This window comes from Nostoc sp. CALU 546 (genome assembly GCF_048836525.1).
Genome location: NZ_JAWJTF010000062.1, coordinates 41719 through 57410 on the forward strand (window position 1 = coordinate 41719; position 15692 = coordinate 57410).

Genomic DNA, 15692 nt, shown 5'->3' on the forward strand with positions numbered 1-15692 from the left:
ATGCCCAATTCCCTATGCCCCAATTGTATTTGTGTCAATGTCAAATTTGCTGGCGATCGCTGAGATTATTTCTTGCTCAATTGGTGTAGTCTGATTGTCAGCCTGGGCAATTTTGTAACACTGAGCTAACAAAGGTATGGCAAAATCACGATTTAGCTGATTTAACAGTACATCTAAAGGTTGGGGTGATTTGATATTTTGGGCAATGGCATCTAAGGACTTAGGACTGATGTTTACAGCTTTTAATTCTGGCAAAATTTCTTCCCAAGTCTTTTCTGGATGACTGGCTAGGATCATGTGGACTAAGATTTGATCCATGAGAGTTTGTTGAGCGATCGCACTTTCGAGATACTTTTCGCTTTCGGCTTTCAAGGTTGCCAATGTCTCTGGCGATTCGAGGGATGTTGATTCATCCAGCTTGGCTTCATAAAATCGACAAGCAGCATACCCCAATGAATAGATCATCGTCGCATTTGAACTAGCTCCGATCGCTGCACCAGCAAAAGGTACATTTCGCAGCAACCCTAATCCAGCAGCTTTTAATAAACGGCCTCCACCCAAAGCCAAACCAAAAATTGCCAAAACTTCGCCTTTCCGGGCAGGATCTTTTAAATCTAGCCCATAGTCAGATGCAATCTCATAAATCATTTCTGATTGCAATTTTGTTGTTGCTGTTAAATCAATTGCCAACAATGCAACTGCTACTCCCGGCAAAATACTAGTTGCTAGTCCAACAGTGCCAGCTTTAGTTGCTTTTGCCAGCATGATTCGGTGAGCAATCTGGCTAGTTGATTCATTGGGATACTTTTGCTTTAGCTTCTTTACTGCCGCTTCTGCTTTTTCTAAATCAATAATGTCAGTACTACCAATTAGCCAGTTAAGATTTAACACTCCAGATACTTTTCTAATCAGCCAATTTTGGCTGAGGTGGTTAACAAACTGACCGCTAGTTTGAGTTGTTTGCTCAATTAACTTGTGTGTTTGTTTCGCGGTGGCTTCTCCCACACCCACTACTGTGTCTAAAACTGCCATGCCAGTATCAGCAACAGTTTTAACAAAAGACTCTATTATAGATGGTTCATTTTCTACTGATGATTGAGCCTGAATTCCGACTTTTGAAGTTTCTGTGGGTGAATTACCTGATTTTTTCACTTCTATTTCTTGGGGTTTGTCTGCCATTCTTTGACACCATTCTCTATCTCTAAAGCCTCTCTCTTTCTTTTAGCGAATCCTGAGCGGCTCTACATCCCTCTATAAACATAATTATCAGTTTCAGATTAACTATTTTCTTGTTTTAAAAGTGGTTTGCTGTAATTTTAGGCACTTGTTGATCCCCCCAACCCCCCTTAACAAGGCTACGGTGTATAAACAAGTCGAATTACCCCCCTTAATCCCCCCTTGCCAAGGGGGGAAACAGAAAATCCAGTTCCCTCCCCAATGCAAGGCTACGGTGTACACACAAGTCGAATTACCCCCCTTAATCCCCCCTTGGCAAGGGGGGAAACAAGAAATCCAGTTCCCTCCCCAATGCAAGGCTACGGTGTACACACAAGTCGAATTACCCCCCTTAATCCCCCCTTGGCAAGGGGGGAAATAGAAAATCCAGTTCCCTCCCCTTTACAAGGGGAGGGTTAGGGTGGGGTAATCCGACAGACTGGTTGTGATTCTATAACTTGTGTATACACCGTAGCCTTAAAAAGGAGGGCAAAGTCTCTAAAAGTCCCCCAATTTATCGGGTGATTTAGGGGGATCTAAAACGTTTTGCTACCGACCAGAGGACTTTTAAAACATCCTCAAATCCCCGCGTTTGATCTAGGAAGAGAATGAAAACAAAGTCAAACCACCAGCATCAGATGAGAAACGCGGGTAGAAATATCCCAATTTGATGCGATCGCACCTCACCCTATCCTCTCACCTCTAACTCGGTACTGATATCAGCATTACTTTCTAAAAATTCGTTATCTTTAAGAATTTCATAGAGATTAGTATCTTGCTCTAGCAAGCAAGCATGTCCGCAATGGGGCAATACCACAATCTTGTTATTTGGTAGGATATTCCCTATGCGCTTGACTTCACTTACAGAAGGCAAAAGGCGATCGCTACCACCGGCAATCAACAAAACTGGTTGAGTTAAGCGACTTAATTGTTCCTCGTCAATATTAAACTCTCGCAGTAAAGACAATCGCCAAAGAACGGTTTCTGATGGTACAGAACGCATAGTTTTTAGCAAATCATGGCGATCGCTCCGGGAAATGCGTGGCAAAGATGCTAAAAACGGCAACAACCCTAGTGCGCCAACATCATACAACCCTGATGGTACTAAGTAGGTTAGTTGGGATGCCCAATGCAACCAAGGGCGAAGCTGAAAGGATGAAGCTGGGTTAATTAGGATAATTCGCTTAAATAAGTGAGGTGCTTGGATTGCTACTTTCATTGCCAAGCAACCACCAAAGGACTCACCACACAGGTAAACTGCTCTCTGAGAGCTTTTTTCTAATTCTGCGTGGATCAAGTCCAAGACACTTTTAGTTAGCACATCCCAACTGTTAAGGTCTTTGCGGGGGATCGCCAAACTGCGGACATCGAAGCCAGTTTCTAATCCTGTGGTTTGCGATCGCAATAGTTGACCTGTTCCATCCATTCCTGGCAAATATACCAATAAGGGATACTCTGGCTGTACTCGTTCAGGAGTCAGGAAACAAGGCTTTAACTCAACTTCAGAGATAGTCATTAGTCATTGGTCAGTAGTCAATGGTCATTTGTTAATGGTATAAAACTTTTTAACTGTTGATTGTTCGGACGATCCAAAATCCCAAATCGAACGACTCTAATAGCAACCTTGACGCAGTAAATTACTAATTTCACCATGACAGTGTTCTGTCAGTTCAGCCACAACAGTTCTGGCTTGTTTGCCATGATATTTTTGATGATGTTGGGGCGTAATCCAATAAGGACGACCGATTAACACTGCAACCCGACGATAAATTACCAAAGGATGCCAACCACTTTGGTTAAATAAAGGTTCTGAGGGGTCAAATACACTCAAAAGCCTTAATGGGAAGCCATTCGTGTTTACCTCTTCTAAGGAGGCGATCGCGATCGGTAAAATAGCTAAATCCTGCACATCAGCCCGCAATGCCAAATGGGCAAACCCGCGCTGAAACTCACTCACCTGGTTTGGCTGAGTAAATTTCACCATTGGTTCAGTCCCTTCTGGAAATACTCCCACCATCTGCTTAGACTGCAATAGCAACTGCGACTGCGAAAAAAAGCTTTGCTGGCGGTTTTGAGTCTCCTCCAAAGGAAAACACCCCAATTGTCCAGTGACAATCTCCCGCATGACTGGCACTTGTCCCATATAGTGATGGCAAGCAAAGCGAATCGGATTCGATAACGCCGCCATTAAAATCAGTGCATCCATAAAGCTGCGGTGATTGCTAACTACCAACACGCTGGCATCCTGGGGAATGCGGTCTTCGTAATAGCGAAACATTTGCGTTGAAAATGCAGCCACCAAAGCACGAGAAATCTCTAGGGGGCTATTTCGACTCATACCTAATCAATATATTTTTCCGGTAAATATGGCAGCTTATCTTAATTTAATTTTTACATTTCTTTACTATTGCCATGACCGTCTTAAGATAGAAATATCTAATCTACAAAAGCAGCTAAATTTTCTATGTTCTCAATTATGTATTTTTGATCACAATAATATCTAATAGAAAGTATTCAAAAAAATTATGATTAGTCAATTTTCATCTTTTAGGCAAAAATAGCTGAATTGATGCATATTACAAAACAATTATTGACCTAATAAATTTGCTAGTATAAAGATGTTATTGGAAAAAATAAGAATAATATTGTATAATTGCGTGGTTTTGCCGCTGAAAGCTAAGGTGTAAAACGTTTTAATAAGTTAATTTTTATTTTGTATGAATCTAGTGAATAAAAAAGAATTGACATTTGCACTAACAACACCCCTGTATTATGTAAACGATGTTCCTCATATAGGCAGTGCTTATACGACGATCGCAGCAGATGTAGTTGCGCGATTTCACAGACTACTAGGAAATCAGGTATTACTAATTACAGGTACAGATGAACATGGGCAAAAAATCCAGCGATCAGCAGAAAGTTTAGGCAAAGCACCACAAGAGTTTTGTGATGAAATTGTCCCTAGCTTTGTGAGTTTATGGCAGTTACTAGACATACAATACGATCGCTTTAGTCGGACTACTGCACCTCGTCATGAAGCGATCGTCAAAGAATTCTTTGAGCGAGTCTGGGAATCTGGTGATATCTACCAGGGACAACAACAAGGCTGGTATTGCGTATCCTGTGAAGAATTCAAAGAAGAACGGGATCTATTAGAAGGACACCGTTGCCCAATTCATACTAACAAAGAAGTTGAATGGCGAGACGAACAAAACTATTTTTTCCGCTTATCCAAATATCAAAATAAGCTGACAGAATTTTATCAATCAAGACCAGATTTTATTCAACCAGAAAGTCGGCGCAACGAAGTTCTCAGCTTTGTCAATCAAGGGTTGCAAGACTTTTCCATTTCGCGGGTGAATTTAGATTGGGGTTTTCCCGTACCAGTTGATCCCAAGCACACCCTTTATGTCTGGTTTGATGCGCTGCTAGGTTATGTCACAGCATTACTAGAACCAGATGCAGAACCAACTTTAGCAAATGCTTTAGAAACATGGTGGCCAATCAACCTGCACCTAATTGGTAAAGATATTCTCCGCTTCCATGCAGTTTACTGGCCCGCAATGCTGTTGTCGGCTGGCTTACCCTTACCAGAGCGAGTATTTGGGCATGGCTTTTTGACCAAAGACGGGCAGAAGATGGGCAAAAGTCTGGGTAATACCCTTGATCCTATCGCGTTAGTTCAGCGCTATGGTAGTGATGCCGTTCGTTATTACTTCCTTAAGGAAATCGAATTTGGCAAAGATGGAGATTTTAATGAAGTAAGGTTCATCAATGTTTTGAATGCAGATTTGGCAAATGATTTAGGTAATTTGCTCAATCGCACCTTGAACATGGTGAAGAAATACTGCGCTGAGAATAAAGTCCCATCAATCGGCAATGAAGCGATTCCTGACGAAAATCCTTTGAAAGCAATTGGTTTACGTCTAGGGGAACAGGTGAAACAAGCATACCAAGAGCTAGCTTTCAATCAAGCCTGCGGGGCTATCCTTTCATTGGTGCAAGCCAGTAATAAGTTTATTGATGAACAAGCTCCTTGGTCATTATATAAACAGGGACAGCAAGAGTCGGTGGAAAAGGTTCTCTACGCAGTTCTAGAATCAGTTAGACTAGCAGCTTATCTGCTATCCCCAATTATTCCGAACATCAGTAGCGATATTTATCAGCAGCTGGGCTTCGGAATAAACTTCAACGATCAAATACAAAGTTCGGTTACTGCCCCTTTTGCCACCCATGCTACATGGGGAATACTATCCAGTAAACAAGAGTTGGGTACACCCAAACCTATTTTTAAGCGAATAGAACCCCCGAAAAACGATTAGTCCTTATCAAAGTCTGATTTTGTTCAATCTCTTATTTTCTCAAAAAATTTATCGGGGCTGAATTTAAATTAGCCTCGGAACATTATCATAAGCCGCTGTGACTAGCATCTAAAAGTTGGTAATTTGTATCAAAAATAACAGGGATAAAAATTGAGGTATCACAATGATGTTGAATAATTTGGAAAACGATTCGATCTTTACGCCAGAACAAGTTTTGGAGAATCGGGGTAGGGTTGCCATATTTATAGATGGCTCAAATTTATTTTACGCTGCACTGCAACTAGGAATCGAAATCGACTACACCAAGCTATTGTGCCGATTAACTGGAGGTTCCAGACTGTTGCGTTCTTTTTTCTACACTGGTGTAGACCGGACAAACGAGAAGCAACAGGGTTTTCTGCTGTGGATGCGTCGCAATGGCTATCGAGTCATTGCTAAGGATTTAGTCCAGCTACCAGATGGTTCTAAAAAAGCTAACCTGGATGTAGAAATAGCAGTCGATATGATGGCACTAGTAGATTCCTATGATACCGCAGTTTTAGTCAGCGGTGATGGGGATTTAGCTTATGCAGTTAATTCAGTGAGCTATCGTGGCGTGCGGGTAGAAGTAGTGAGCTTGCGATCGATGACCAGTGACAGCTTAATTAATGTAAGCGATCGCTACATCGATTTAGAAGCCATCAAAGAGGATATTCAAAAAACCCCTCGCCAAAGTTATCCATACCGGCCTTTATCTGGTATCGGTTTTTTAGAAGACCCCAGAAGTAGTGATGGACACCTAGAAATCCAAGAATAATGGCGTATAAATTTCATCAAAAGGGGAGATGGGGCAAGAGAAAAATTCAAAATTTCTCCTCCACTCCCTCTTTTCTTATTTTACCTTTGACCTTTTTCTTGGTATTTGGTTTAGTTGCTTGCGGGGGTAAATCCCCTCCAGCTTCCCAACAAAATACTGCGGATTCATCTAATCCAGATAGCGATTTGACTTTCTTTGATGTCACCCTAGAACAAGCAGATGAAGTGGGAAGACCCATTTGGAAAGTCAGGGCTAAAACTGCAAAATACACCAAAGAAAAACAAATTGGTCAGGCTGAAAGTCCTTATGGTGAACTATACCAAGATGGCAAAGTAGTTTACCAAATCAAGGCAGATGTAGCAGACATTGAGCAAGATGGGAAGCAGTTGTTTCTTAAAGGCAAGATATTTGCCACAGACCCTAGTAATGGAATTGTATTGCAAGGCAATGAATTAGAATGGCGGCCCCAAGAAGATTTGTTGATTGTCCGCAACCAGATTAACGGCACTCATAAACAACTACAAGCAGTGGCGAAAGAAGCGCGAGTTAAAACCCGCGAACAGCGAATGGAATTTTCTGGAGGAGTAGTAGCGAATTCAGCTGATCCCCAATTACAAGTTAGAACCGAGCATTTGATCTGGAATATTAAAGAAGAAAAACTGATTGGCGATCGCCCCATAGAAATTGATCGCTACAAAGATAATAAAATTAGCGATCGCGGCAAGGGAAATTATGCCGAAGTCAACTTAAAAACAAAAATTGCCACTGTCCAGAAAAATGCCCAACTAGAATTACTAGACCCGCCACTGCAAATAGCTAGTAACTCTATGACCTGGAACATGAACACAGAAAATATTACCACACACTCGCCCACACGAATGTTCCACCGTACCGAAAATGTCACAGTGACATCCAATCAAGGTCAAATGATAATACCGCGAAAAATTGTTTATTTAACAGGTAACGTCAACGCCGTTGGTCAGCGTCGCCAGTCTCTAAGATCCAATTCATTAACTTGGTATTTAGACAATAAGTTAGTTGAAGCTCAGGGAAATGTGCTTTATCGGCAAGTTGACCCACAAATAAATTTTGTGGGTGAAACAGCCGTTGGTAATCTGCAAACAGAAAATATTGTTGTCAAAGGTGGCAGTCCTAGCGGTAGGGTCGTAACGGAGATTATTCCCCAAGAAAGAGCCAATCGTCAGTAGTGGAGTTAGGGGCATTGGGCATTGGGCATGGGGCATTGGGCATTGTTTATAGTAGTTATTCTCAATCTCCCTCATCCCCACTCCCCACTCCCCACTCATAAATTTTGGGTTGGTCGAGTACTAGGCTAGGATTTTAGTACTACAAGTCCTTTGATAACCCATGAATGGATCAAACAGATTAGGTAAGGAATCCTTGCCAACACCCCAGCAAGCAGAACATTCCCACCATCATGATACAGAGCAAGAGCAGACAGATCATACTCATGGGACTGGAGAGTTAGCTCATTCTCACGTCCATAGTGAAGAATCTCTACGGCGAATTGTCAATCGATTATCGCGTATAGAAGGACATGTTCGTGGTATTAAGGCAATGGTGCAGCAAAGTACCCCTTGTCCTGATGTTTTACTGCAAATTGCCGCAGTCCGAGGCGCATTGGATCGGGTAGCGCGAATTGTTTTGGATGAACATTTAACCGAGTGCATTGGTAGAGCCGCACAAGAAGGTAATATTGACCTTGAAATTAAACAGTTAAAAGCTGCTTTAGATCGATTTTTACCTTAAAAATTAAAAAAATAATGTAGGATACATTCGCTATTCAATAGTGCATCATGATATTTACCTTAGCAATATTATGTTGCAAACTTTTAGCAACCTATTTTAATTCATTTCCTCGTATGCTTAAATAAGCTTACTCCATAAGATAATATGCTGTGCAGCCAAGAAAGATGGTTTTTAAGTAGACTATGGTAAGAGAAAAATATCAATTTTACTATTCTTTCATGGGCAACCCAGAAAAACCACTGATTCTTTTTCTGCATGGTTTCATGGGTAATATAAATGAATTTGATGAAGCTATAAAATTACTATCTGATGAATTTTCCTATTTAACAATTGATCTCCCTGGACATGGCAAAACCCAAGTTTTGGCTGGGGATGATTACTATACAATAACAAATACTGCCCATGCATTAATCAACTTGCTGGATGAGTTAAAAATTGCCAAATGCTTTTTAGTTGGTTATTCAATGGGTGGAAGATTAGCTTTATATCTCACCCTGAATTTTCCAGAACGTTTTCATAAAGTTGTACTAGAGTCAGCTTCACCAGGTTTGCCAACAGAAGCAGAACGATTAGAACGCATTAAACTTGATACGCAAATAGGTAGAAAGGTAACAAGAAGTTTTGAAAAAAACGATTTTGCCACTTTTTTATCACATTGGTATGATCAGCCGATTTTTGCTTGTATCAAAAATCATCCAGAATACGATCGCATGGTAGAAATTAGGTTACAGAACAATCCCCAGGAATTAGATAAGTCACTGCGCTTTATGGGTACTGGATACCAACCCTCTTTATGGGAAAAGCTAAAAGATAATACAATTCCTATTCTCTTATTAGTTGGTGAATATGATAAAAAATTTATATCTATTAATACAGAAATGGCTAAAAGATGTGAATTTGCCCAGATGAGAATAATTGATAATGCTGGGCATAATATCCACTTTGAAAACACCTTGGCATTTGTGGAAAATATAAAAGATTTTTTGTCCGCAGCAAGTTAAAAATTAAGATAACTTCACTGCTTCTTTATTGCCTTGCTAGAAGGAGTTGGGGATGGTGTCAAATTCGGGGCTGTTGGTTGATTAATTGCGGTTAATTCTTCTTGCAACATTTTCTGATAAATCTTAGGTAAAGAGCTACTAACAGAATTAGTTTCTATCCCATATCCTAAACTTGTCCAGGTGGGAGAGAGTCGCCGCAAAACATCATTTATCTTTCCCTGACGCAACAGTTGAGAAATATCAACTCCCCAAACTTTAGAATCATTTAACCATCGGTAAACTACTACATCTTGATATTCTGCTTCAAAACTATAACCAGTCCAAAACATCATCTGCATTGGATTTGGATGATAAGTGGGGGCTAAACGATACCAAGTAATGTTGATAATTTGATATCTGCCAGCAGCAGTAGAACAATTACCTGTGTTGGGGCCTGTGACAATTGTGACGCATATCTCAGGATGTCGGCTGAGGTCATTAACTTGCTGTCCACCGTATAACAGCGAATAGGGACGGTTCCCACTAGCCTCACTCGCCGAGATAGTTCGCATTAAAGCGCGGATATAGGGGTCGCCCTGTTTCATCACCAAAGGCGGCTGTTGGTCTCTAAAAACGGGATCAGAAGGCGATCGCAAGTCTCCAATATACCATTGCAACAAATACACAAAGCCGAGAAGCGCGGCTATTGGGCCAATAAGTTTTTCAACACCCTTGAATTCAAAGCCTTTCAGAGTCTAACTCCTTCAAATTTGCTCTGTTTGCTAACAACAATAATTGACGCGCTCATTCTGGCAAAGTTCATTTTCAGACAATACATACCGACTGTTCATAGGGGGCGCATAGATGCGCCCCCTAGCGCGTGTTGCTCCTAACTCTTCACTGATTGATTACGCAACGTTAGCAAATAATTCCCCAAAAGTTTTGGAGCTAGCTTCAGGTTTGGCAACAATTTCGACAATTTTATTCCGTGCATCAGCTTCAAACAGCGCCTCAACCGCAACTTGGGCGACTTTCTGCCTGGGGATGCTACCCTCAAACAGTGTATCTGCACTCTGCATCACAATGGGGTCGAGGTTATCTTCATTCTTCAAGCCACCAGGTCGCACAATCGTATAAGTCAGACCACTTTTTTGGATATACTCCTCAGCTTGTTTTTTCCACAACAAAATCAGCCAAAACAAATTCAGTGGATGGAAAAGCTGCGAAATACACAAAGAAGAAACTAAGACAAAATGTTCAATTCCCTTTGTTTTAGCAGCATCTACTAAATTTTTAGTCCCTTCAAAATCCACTTTATAGGGGCCAGTGGGGTCAAAGCTCGGTTTTGCGCCAGTTGCAACCAACAGAACTGTGCTATCTCCCAACGCAGCAGCCAGACTTTCTGGTTGTAAAACGTCGCCTACAACTAATTCGGCTTCAGGAGAGAGAATACCCCTAGCTTTCTCTATATCCCGCACCAAGGCTCGGACGGGAATATTCCGCGCTATCAATTCTTGCACAATCCGGCGACCTGTTTCACCCGTTGCCCCTGCTACAAATGCTTTCATGAGAAATGCTATCCTGGGAAACTATTGTGTGCTTGTTCAGTTCTTTATTTTAGTAATTCTATGGAGTTGATGGCAGATTAATGAGGTTTCAGTAAAATGGGATTTGAATGCGAAATGACCCAGGCGCGTGGGGAATCATTAATATAGACGAACGCCAAAGTATACAGTAATGCATTTATGCTTTCAAGAAAAAGCGAATATAAATCCTGGGAAATAACAGAAGCCGTTTTACCTGTAGCCTCCACCCAAGAAGAAGCTAAGGAAACATTAACAGAAGCAAATGTAGCAACGCTCACAAAATTTTACGGTCGTTATCAAGACTGTATGGAAATGGCTGCCCCAGCAGAGAAGGTTGCTGAGTATCTCAATGCTCACGCCTCATGGTTTTCGCGCTGCGCTGAACCTATGAAGGTACAATCACTTGGGGAAAATGGCTATGCTTTAGTAATTGGTCGTTTTGGTTCTTTCGGTTATGAAGTAGAACCGAAAATTGGTTTAGAATTATTGCCCCCAGAGGAAGGTATTTACCGCATCCGTACAATCCCCATTCCTGACTATCAGCCGCCTGGTTATGACGTAGACTACCACGCAGCTCTCAAGTTAATAGAAACGGATGTTTCCTCTAGTATTGGGGAGGTTACAAGAGTTGAATGGGAATTAGATTTAATAGTTTATATTCACTTTCCTAGGTTTATTCAGCGATTACCCAAGTCTCTAGTTCAATCTACAGGCGATCGCGTACTTAACCAAATCGTCCGCCAAGTCTCCCGCCGCTTAACTCGCAAAGTTCAGGAAGATTTTCATAAATCTTTGGACATACCCTTTAATACCAATTCTAGGCAAAAGCGGTGAACGAAAGTGTTAAGAAAAATCTGACTAATGGATAGTCACAAGTGGGGACAATACAATTCGGATAAGAAAGTGAGGCAGGGTAAGAAAGAAAGTTTATTAGCAATTTTTCTTTCCCTGCTCACCTCAACAGATAACTTTCTTAACCAAACCGACTTGCAAGTGCAAAGGGACAGACTTTAACTAAAGTTCAAGTTAAGGAGAGGTTCGTCGAATTCACGCTTGATTAATTAGTCAACAGACTAATCACGAGCTTGTCGCGTCACCAAACCACCAATAAACCCCCCTAAAATAGTGCCTGTCCATAGTCCTGTTGTGCTACCTTGCCATATTGCTCCTGGTGTCATCCAAGCGTTACACATCTCCTTTAAACCCCAAGGTTGGTTTTGGCATTTTTGGCTATGCAGCATTATGGTAATTTGCCCACTGGTGTAAGCACCAAAAAAACCTAATGACAATGCCAAAAAAGTGCAAATTAAAATTCTATTTTTTGTCATTTGTCATTTGTCCCTTATTCCCATGCCCCATGCCCAATCAACCTGTATTTCTCATCCCTGCTGCAATACCATTAATAGTTAACAATGCTCCTCGCAGTAACTCACCTTTGCTGTAGCGAGAATGGATAACTCCAGAAGTAGCAGTAGTGTTTAAGGACTGGCGTAGGCGCTTGAGTAGTGAAACTTGGATAAATCCCAAGGGGACAATTGTGCCATTGCGTAACTGCACAGATCGTTGCAATACAGGATCACCATCTAACAGTTGATTGTGATCGGTGATTTTTAACACCAAATCCCTTGTGAGATAAAACTCGCTGGCAATTTGATCAAAAACTTTGGCAAAACGAAGTTGATCTTCTGGTTTTGACAATTCTTGGACGTAGTGATGTGCCATTTGCATATCTACTTTTGCCAAGGTCATTTCAGCCTTAGAAATCACCATCTTGAAAAAGGGCCACTTAACATAAAAGTAGCGCAGCAATTTCAAATGTTCTTCTGGTTCTGCGTTCAAGAATTCTTGTAAAGCCGTGCCAACACCGTACCAGGAAGGCAGCAAAAATCTAGTTTGTGTCCAGCTAAATACCCAAGGAATAGCTCGCAGACTGCTTAAATCTTTTTTACCAGATGGACGGCGGGCTGGACGAGAGCTAATTTGTAGCTGGCTTATTTCTTCAATTGGGGTTACTTGGTGGAAGAAGTCAACAAAATCAGGCTGTTCGTAAATTAAAGCACGATAATGTTGACGCGATCGCACTGCTAATTCTTCCATAATCTCGTTCCAGGGTTCAATATCATCAAACCCTGTCCGCAGTAGACTAGCTTGAATCACAGCTGTAGTGATGGTTTCCATGTGGTACAAAGCCAAGTCCAACAAGGAGTATTTAGAAGCCAAAACTTCTCCTTGTTCGGTAATCTTGATTCGCCCATTGATACTATGACCGGGTTGAGCCAAAATCGCCTCGTAAGCAGGGCCGCCACCGCGTCCCACAGAACCGCCGCGTCCGTGGAAAATCCGCAAATTTAGATCATAGCCTTCTGCTATTTGTTGCAGTGATTTTTGGGCTTTATGAATTTCCCAGTTGCTACTTAAAAAACCAGAGTCTTTGTTGCTGTCAGAATACCCCAGCATTACTTCTTGCAAGTTGGGGGTGAGGGGGGAGGGGGGAGGGGAGGCAGGGGAGGCAGGGGAGGCAGGGGAGGCAGGGGAGGATGAATTTTCATCGGTATCTTCTGCTTTTGTTTGTTCGTAGCCGCCGGCTAATAAGGCGCGATATAACGGCAGTTCAAACAGTTTCCGCATGACGCTTCTGGAGCGTTGTAAGTCTTCTACTGTTTCAAATAGGGGGACAACTTGAATAGTTCCTACAGCAATGGCGGGGTCAAAAAGTCTGGCTTCTTTGGCTAACAGCAACACTTCCAGCACATCGCTCACGTCGCGGCACATACTGATAATGTAAGTTTGGCAAATATTTAGACCAAATTCTTGTTGGAGCGATTAGCACGACGCGAAAGGTTTCAATTACATCGTTGGTTTTTTCGGAAAATGGCAATTCTGCCGGAATTAATGGCCGACGGGTTTGCAGTTCTCCTGTGAGCCAAGCGACTCTTTGCTCCTCAGAGAGTTCGTTGTAAGGTTGAGGTAATATTTGCAGGTATTCCAGGATTTCATTCAGCGCATCGGCGTGGCGGGATGATTCTTGGCGAATATCTAGCTGTGTCAAGTTAAAACCAAAAATTTCTACTTGACAAATGAGATTTTCTAATTCTCGACAGCTTAAACCTGTTTCTGTCAAGTTGCGCTGAATCATCCGCAGTTCTGCTAAAAAATCGGCTCCGGAAAGATACAGGGGGCTATCTTGATTTTTTGGCGTTTCTCGATTGTATAAAGCTAGATTGCGATCGCGAGTATTTTCCAGCCGTTTCAGCACATAAGCTAGTTTGAGCCGATAGGGTTCTTGTCGATAACGCAGCGCCAGTGCGTCATAAACTTCGCTCAACTGGGACTGATCCAATTCTAGAGATTCCAGTAAGTCTGGTAAAACATCACTCCAGTGCATCGACACACTCAACAATTCAATCAGATTTTTCACTGACTGAATATATCTCCCGATCACCATTTTGCGCTGATAGCAAGCTGTCTTCCAGGTAATTTCGGGTGTGACTGATGGATTCCCATCCCTGTCTGAGCCTACCCAAGAACCGAAAGAGCAAAAGTTTTTACTCGGTGGTTCTAGCCAAGGAAAGGTATTGGATAGGGTATGTTTGAAACGTTTATAAAGTTGGGGAATGCCATCAAATAAAACTTCTTGGAAGTAGTGCAGGGCATAATCTACTTCATCTAGCACCGTAGGTTTGAACTGGTGCAGTTCATCTGTGCGCCACCACAGGCGAATTTCTTCGAGCAATTGTTCGCGGACATCTGCTGCTTCCCAAGCATATCCCCCGGCTGTAGTACCAAAATGGTTTTCTAAGGTATCCAGCTTTTGCAAGAGTTGTACCACCTGGCGCTGCTTATCCCGGATAGTATGGCGAACAATTTCCGTCGGGTGCGCTGTGAAAACTAAACGCACATCCAGATGTGCAATTAAACGTTGAATTTGCTGGGGTGGTACATTCAGTTTGAATAAATAGGGAAATAAAGCAGCAAAAGTCCCTTTTGGTTTGACTTGCGCTTTTTCTAGATAATTTTTTGCCAGCAATTCTGCTGCGATTCCCTTGCTAACAGGCGCATCATCTTCTCTTTGATTGGACGAGTAATTGACATTAGATGCTCTTTCTGCGTCTGTAGGCTCTGTTTCTGCTTCATAGCGACTCAATTGCTGCCGTTGTTCGTATTCCTGCTCTATGATGTTGATCAACTGAAAATATAGAGCGAAAGCACGAGCCGCACGGATTGCTTCGTTGATATTTAGTTGTTCAATTAATTTAACGGCTGAGGATGCTTGGTCATTTGTTGCTTGTCCTTCTGGTGAACATAGATCGCGCAACTGCCGCAACAAATCTACCATATTCTGACCGCATTCTTGCCGGAGAACTGACTCCCACAATTCTTCCACTACCTGGAGACGATGACGCAAAAATAATTCCGACACCGGGTATATATCCGCAGTTTGAGACGAAGAGTATAAAAGGGAACCCATATTCTCTATTCTTGTAAAGCTAATTACTGTTTACGGTTCTAGGTTTTGCACTGAATGCTCACCGGGTTGTTCCTGAGCAAATAATTATTTGGTGTATATCTTCTCATCTTGATTGATTTCGTGTTCATCTGGGAAGTCGAGGTTGGGTAGGCGATCGCCTCGAAATAATTCTTCACTGGCTTCCCCGATGGATTCTAGTGCTCTTACTGTAGTTTTTCCGGTAATGAGCAGCAGTAATATAGACGCTGTACCTATTTGTAAAAGGAAAGATTGGGGAATGCTAAAAAAATCCAAATTGGATGTGGGGTTAGTTGCGGGTTGTTGGTTGGTAGGAGGCATTGCTAATTTTTGGTTATGGGAATATGAGGCAAAAGGAGTTATGAGTCAGGAGTTAAGAGTTAGGAGTTAAGATGACTCCAACATTTAAGGGATGGAGTTGAAATGAGATAAGCTTGTTGTTTGTTTCGCCTATCAGGGGCCAGGGGCGTTACATTAGCACATTGGGACGCGAGTCCGGTTTTAAAGGACAAGTTATCAGCCAGTCATATAGAATTA

The 15692-nt window shown here is 42.0% G+C and carries 13 protein-coding genes and 1 pseudogene; 6 read left to right on the forward strand and 8 right to left on the reverse strand.

Features of this window, described 5'->3' with window-relative positions; genetic code table 11:
- Positions 1-12: 12 nt before the first annotated feature.
- The 3 genes from RRG12_RS26245 to RRG12_RS26255 form a co-directional block, all read right to left on the reverse strand.
- A complete protein-coding gene (locus RRG12_RS26245) occupies positions 13-1179 on the reverse strand; it encodes an EcsC family protein (protein ID WP_420761198.1) in 1167 nt (388 codons plus the stop codon).
- Between the two features lie 724 nt (positions 1180-1903).
- The gene (locus RRG12_RS26250) at positions 1904-2731 is read right to left on the reverse strand and encodes an alpha/beta fold hydrolase (RefSeq protein ID WP_420761199.1); all 828 of its coding nucleotides are present in this window, start codon (positions 2729-2731) and stop codon (positions 1904-1906) included.
- A 96-nt stretch (positions 2732-2827) separates the two neighbouring features.
- Positions 2828-3553 carry a lysophospholipid acyltransferase family protein gene (locus RRG12_RS26255; protein ID WP_420761200.1) on the reverse strand — a complete coding sequence of 242 codons (726 nt, stop codon included), beginning with the start codon at positions 3551-3553 and terminating at the stop codon, positions 2828-2830.
- Between the two features lie 379 nt (positions 3554-3932).
- Here RRG12_RS26255 and metG point away from each other — a divergent pair, with 379 nt between their 5' ends.
- The 5 genes from metG to menH all read left to right on the forward strand — a co-directional run bounded on the left by metG (position 3933) and on the right by menH (position 9104).
- Positions 3933-5537: a methionine--tRNA ligase gene (metG, locus tag RRG12_RS26260; RefSeq protein WP_420761201.1), complete on the forward strand. Its 1605-nt coding sequence runs from the start codon at positions 3933-3935 to the stop codon at positions 5535-5537.
- Between the two features lie 166 nt (positions 5538-5703).
- Positions 5704-6333 carry an NYN domain-containing protein gene (locus RRG12_RS26265; protein WP_069072029.1) on the forward strand — a complete coding sequence of 210 codons (630 nt, stop codon included), beginning with the start codon at positions 5704-5706 and terminating at the stop codon, positions 6331-6333.
- Positions 6333-7541: an LPS export ABC transporter periplasmic protein LptC gene (gene lptC / locus RRG12_RS26270; protein ID WP_420761202.1), complete on the forward strand. Its 1209-nt coding sequence runs from the start codon at positions 6333-6335 to the stop codon at positions 7539-7541. Before RRG12_RS26265 ends, lptC begins: the two co-directional genes overlap by 1 nt.
- Before the next feature lie 160 nt (positions 7542-7701).
- Positions 7702-8103, forward strand: coding sequence for a metal-sensing transcriptional repressor (locus RRG12_RS26275; RefSeq protein ID WP_420761203.1), 402 nt, complete (start codon positions 7702-7704; stop codon positions 8101-8103).
- A 182-nt stretch (positions 8104-8285) separates the two neighbouring features.
- Complete coding sequence (gene menH, locus RRG12_RS26280; protein WP_069072031.1) at positions 8286-9104, forward strand: 2-succinyl-6-hydroxy-2,4-cyclohexadiene-1-carboxylate synthase; 819 nt, start codon at positions 8286-8288, stop codon at positions 9102-9104.
- Between the two features lie 14 nt (positions 9105-9118).
- On the opposite strand, the gene RRG12_RS26285 is transcribed toward menH, so the two are convergent.
- On the reverse strand, positions 9119-9769 hold the full coding sequence (locus tag RRG12_RS26285; RefSeq protein WP_069072032.1) for a glycoside hydrolase family protein: 651 nt from the start codon (positions 9767-9769) through the stop codon (positions 9119-9121).
- 222 nt (positions 9770-9991) lie between these two features.
- Positions 9992-10651, reverse strand: coding sequence for an NAD(P)H-binding protein (locus RRG12_RS26290; RefSeq protein WP_069072033.1), 660 nt, complete (start codon positions 10649-10651; stop codon positions 9992-9994).
- 177 nt (positions 10652-10828) lie between these two features.
- On the opposite strand from RRG12_RS26290, the gene RRG12_RS26295 reads away from it, so the two are divergent.
- Positions 10829-11503 (forward strand): DUF1997 domain-containing protein, encoded by a 675-nt coding sequence (locus tag RRG12_RS26295; protein ID WP_069072034.1) that lies wholly within the window; start codon positions 10829-10831, stop codon positions 11501-11503.
- 239 nt (positions 11504-11742) lie between these two features.
- On the opposite strand, the gene RRG12_RS26300 is transcribed toward RRG12_RS26295, so the two are convergent.
- The 3 genes and pseudogenes from RRG12_RS26300 to RRG12_RS26310 all read right to left on the reverse strand — a co-directional run bounded on the left by RRG12_RS26300 (position 11743) and on the right by RRG12_RS26310 (position 15476).
- Positions 11743-11997: a hypothetical protein gene (locus RRG12_RS26300; protein ID WP_420761204.1), complete on the reverse strand. Its 255-nt coding sequence runs from the start codon at positions 11995-11997 to the stop codon at positions 11743-11745.
- A gap of 37 nt (positions 11998-12034) precedes the next feature.
- A pseudogene (locus RRG12_RS26305) lies at positions 12035-15137 on the reverse strand (phosphoenolpyruvate carboxylase).
- An 84-nt stretch (positions 15138-15221) separates the two neighbouring features.
- Complete coding sequence (locus RRG12_RS26310; RefSeq protein ID WP_420761205.1) at positions 15222-15476, reverse strand: hypothetical protein; 255 nt, start codon at positions 15474-15476, stop codon at positions 15222-15224.
- Positions 15477-15692 lie beyond the last annotated feature (216 nt).

What these genes read in the sequence shown, in the direction of transcription:
- RRG12_RS26245 (WP_420761198.1), bottom strand. Translation starts at nt 1,179, where the DNA reads ATGGCAGACAAACCCCAAGAAATAGAAGTGAAAAAATCAGGTAATTCA.
- RRG12_RS26310 (WP_420761205.1), bottom strand. Translation starts at nt 15,476, where the DNA reads ATGCCTCCTACCAACCAACAACCCGCAACTAACCCCACATCCAATTTG.
- RRG12_RS26265 (WP_069072029.1), top strand. Translation starts at nt 5,704, where the DNA reads ATGTTGAATAATTTGGAAAACGATTCGATCTTTACGCCAGAACAAGTT.
- menH (WP_069072031.1), top strand. Translation starts at nt 8,286, where the DNA reads ATGGTAAGAGAAAAATATCAATTTTACTATTCTTTCATGGGCAACCCA.
- RRG12_RS26290 (WP_069072033.1), bottom strand. Translation starts at nt 10,651, where the DNA reads ATGAAAGCATTTGTAGCAGGGGCAACGGGTGAAACAGGTCGCCGGATT.
- RRG12_RS26295 (WP_069072034.1), top strand. Translation starts at nt 10,829, where the DNA reads ATGCTTTCAAGAAAAAGCGAATATAAATCCTGGGAAATAACAGAAGCC.
- RRG12_RS26250 (WP_420761199.1), bottom strand. Translation starts at nt 2,731, where the DNA reads ATGACTATCTCTGAAGTTGAGTTAAAGCCTTGTTTCCTGACTCCTGAA.
- metG (WP_420761201.1), top strand. Translation starts at nt 3,933, where the DNA reads ATGAATCTAGTGAATAAAAAAGAATTGACATTTGCACTAACAACACCC.
- lptC (WP_420761202.1), top strand. Translation starts at nt 6,333, where the DNA reads ATGGCGTATAAATTTCATCAAAAGGGGAGATGGGGCAAGAGAAAAATT.
- RRG12_RS26275 (WP_420761203.1), top strand. Translation starts at nt 7,702, where the DNA reads ATGAATGGATCAAACAGATTAGGTAAGGAATCCTTGCCAACACCCCAG.
- RRG12_RS26255 (WP_420761200.1), bottom strand. Translation starts at nt 3,553, where the DNA reads ATGAGTCGAAATAGCCCCCTAGAGATTTCTCGTGCTTTGGTGGCTGCA.
- RRG12_RS26300 (WP_420761204.1), bottom strand. Translation starts at nt 11,997, where the DNA reads ATGACAAAAAATAGAATTTTAATTTGCACTTTTTTGGCATTGTCATTA.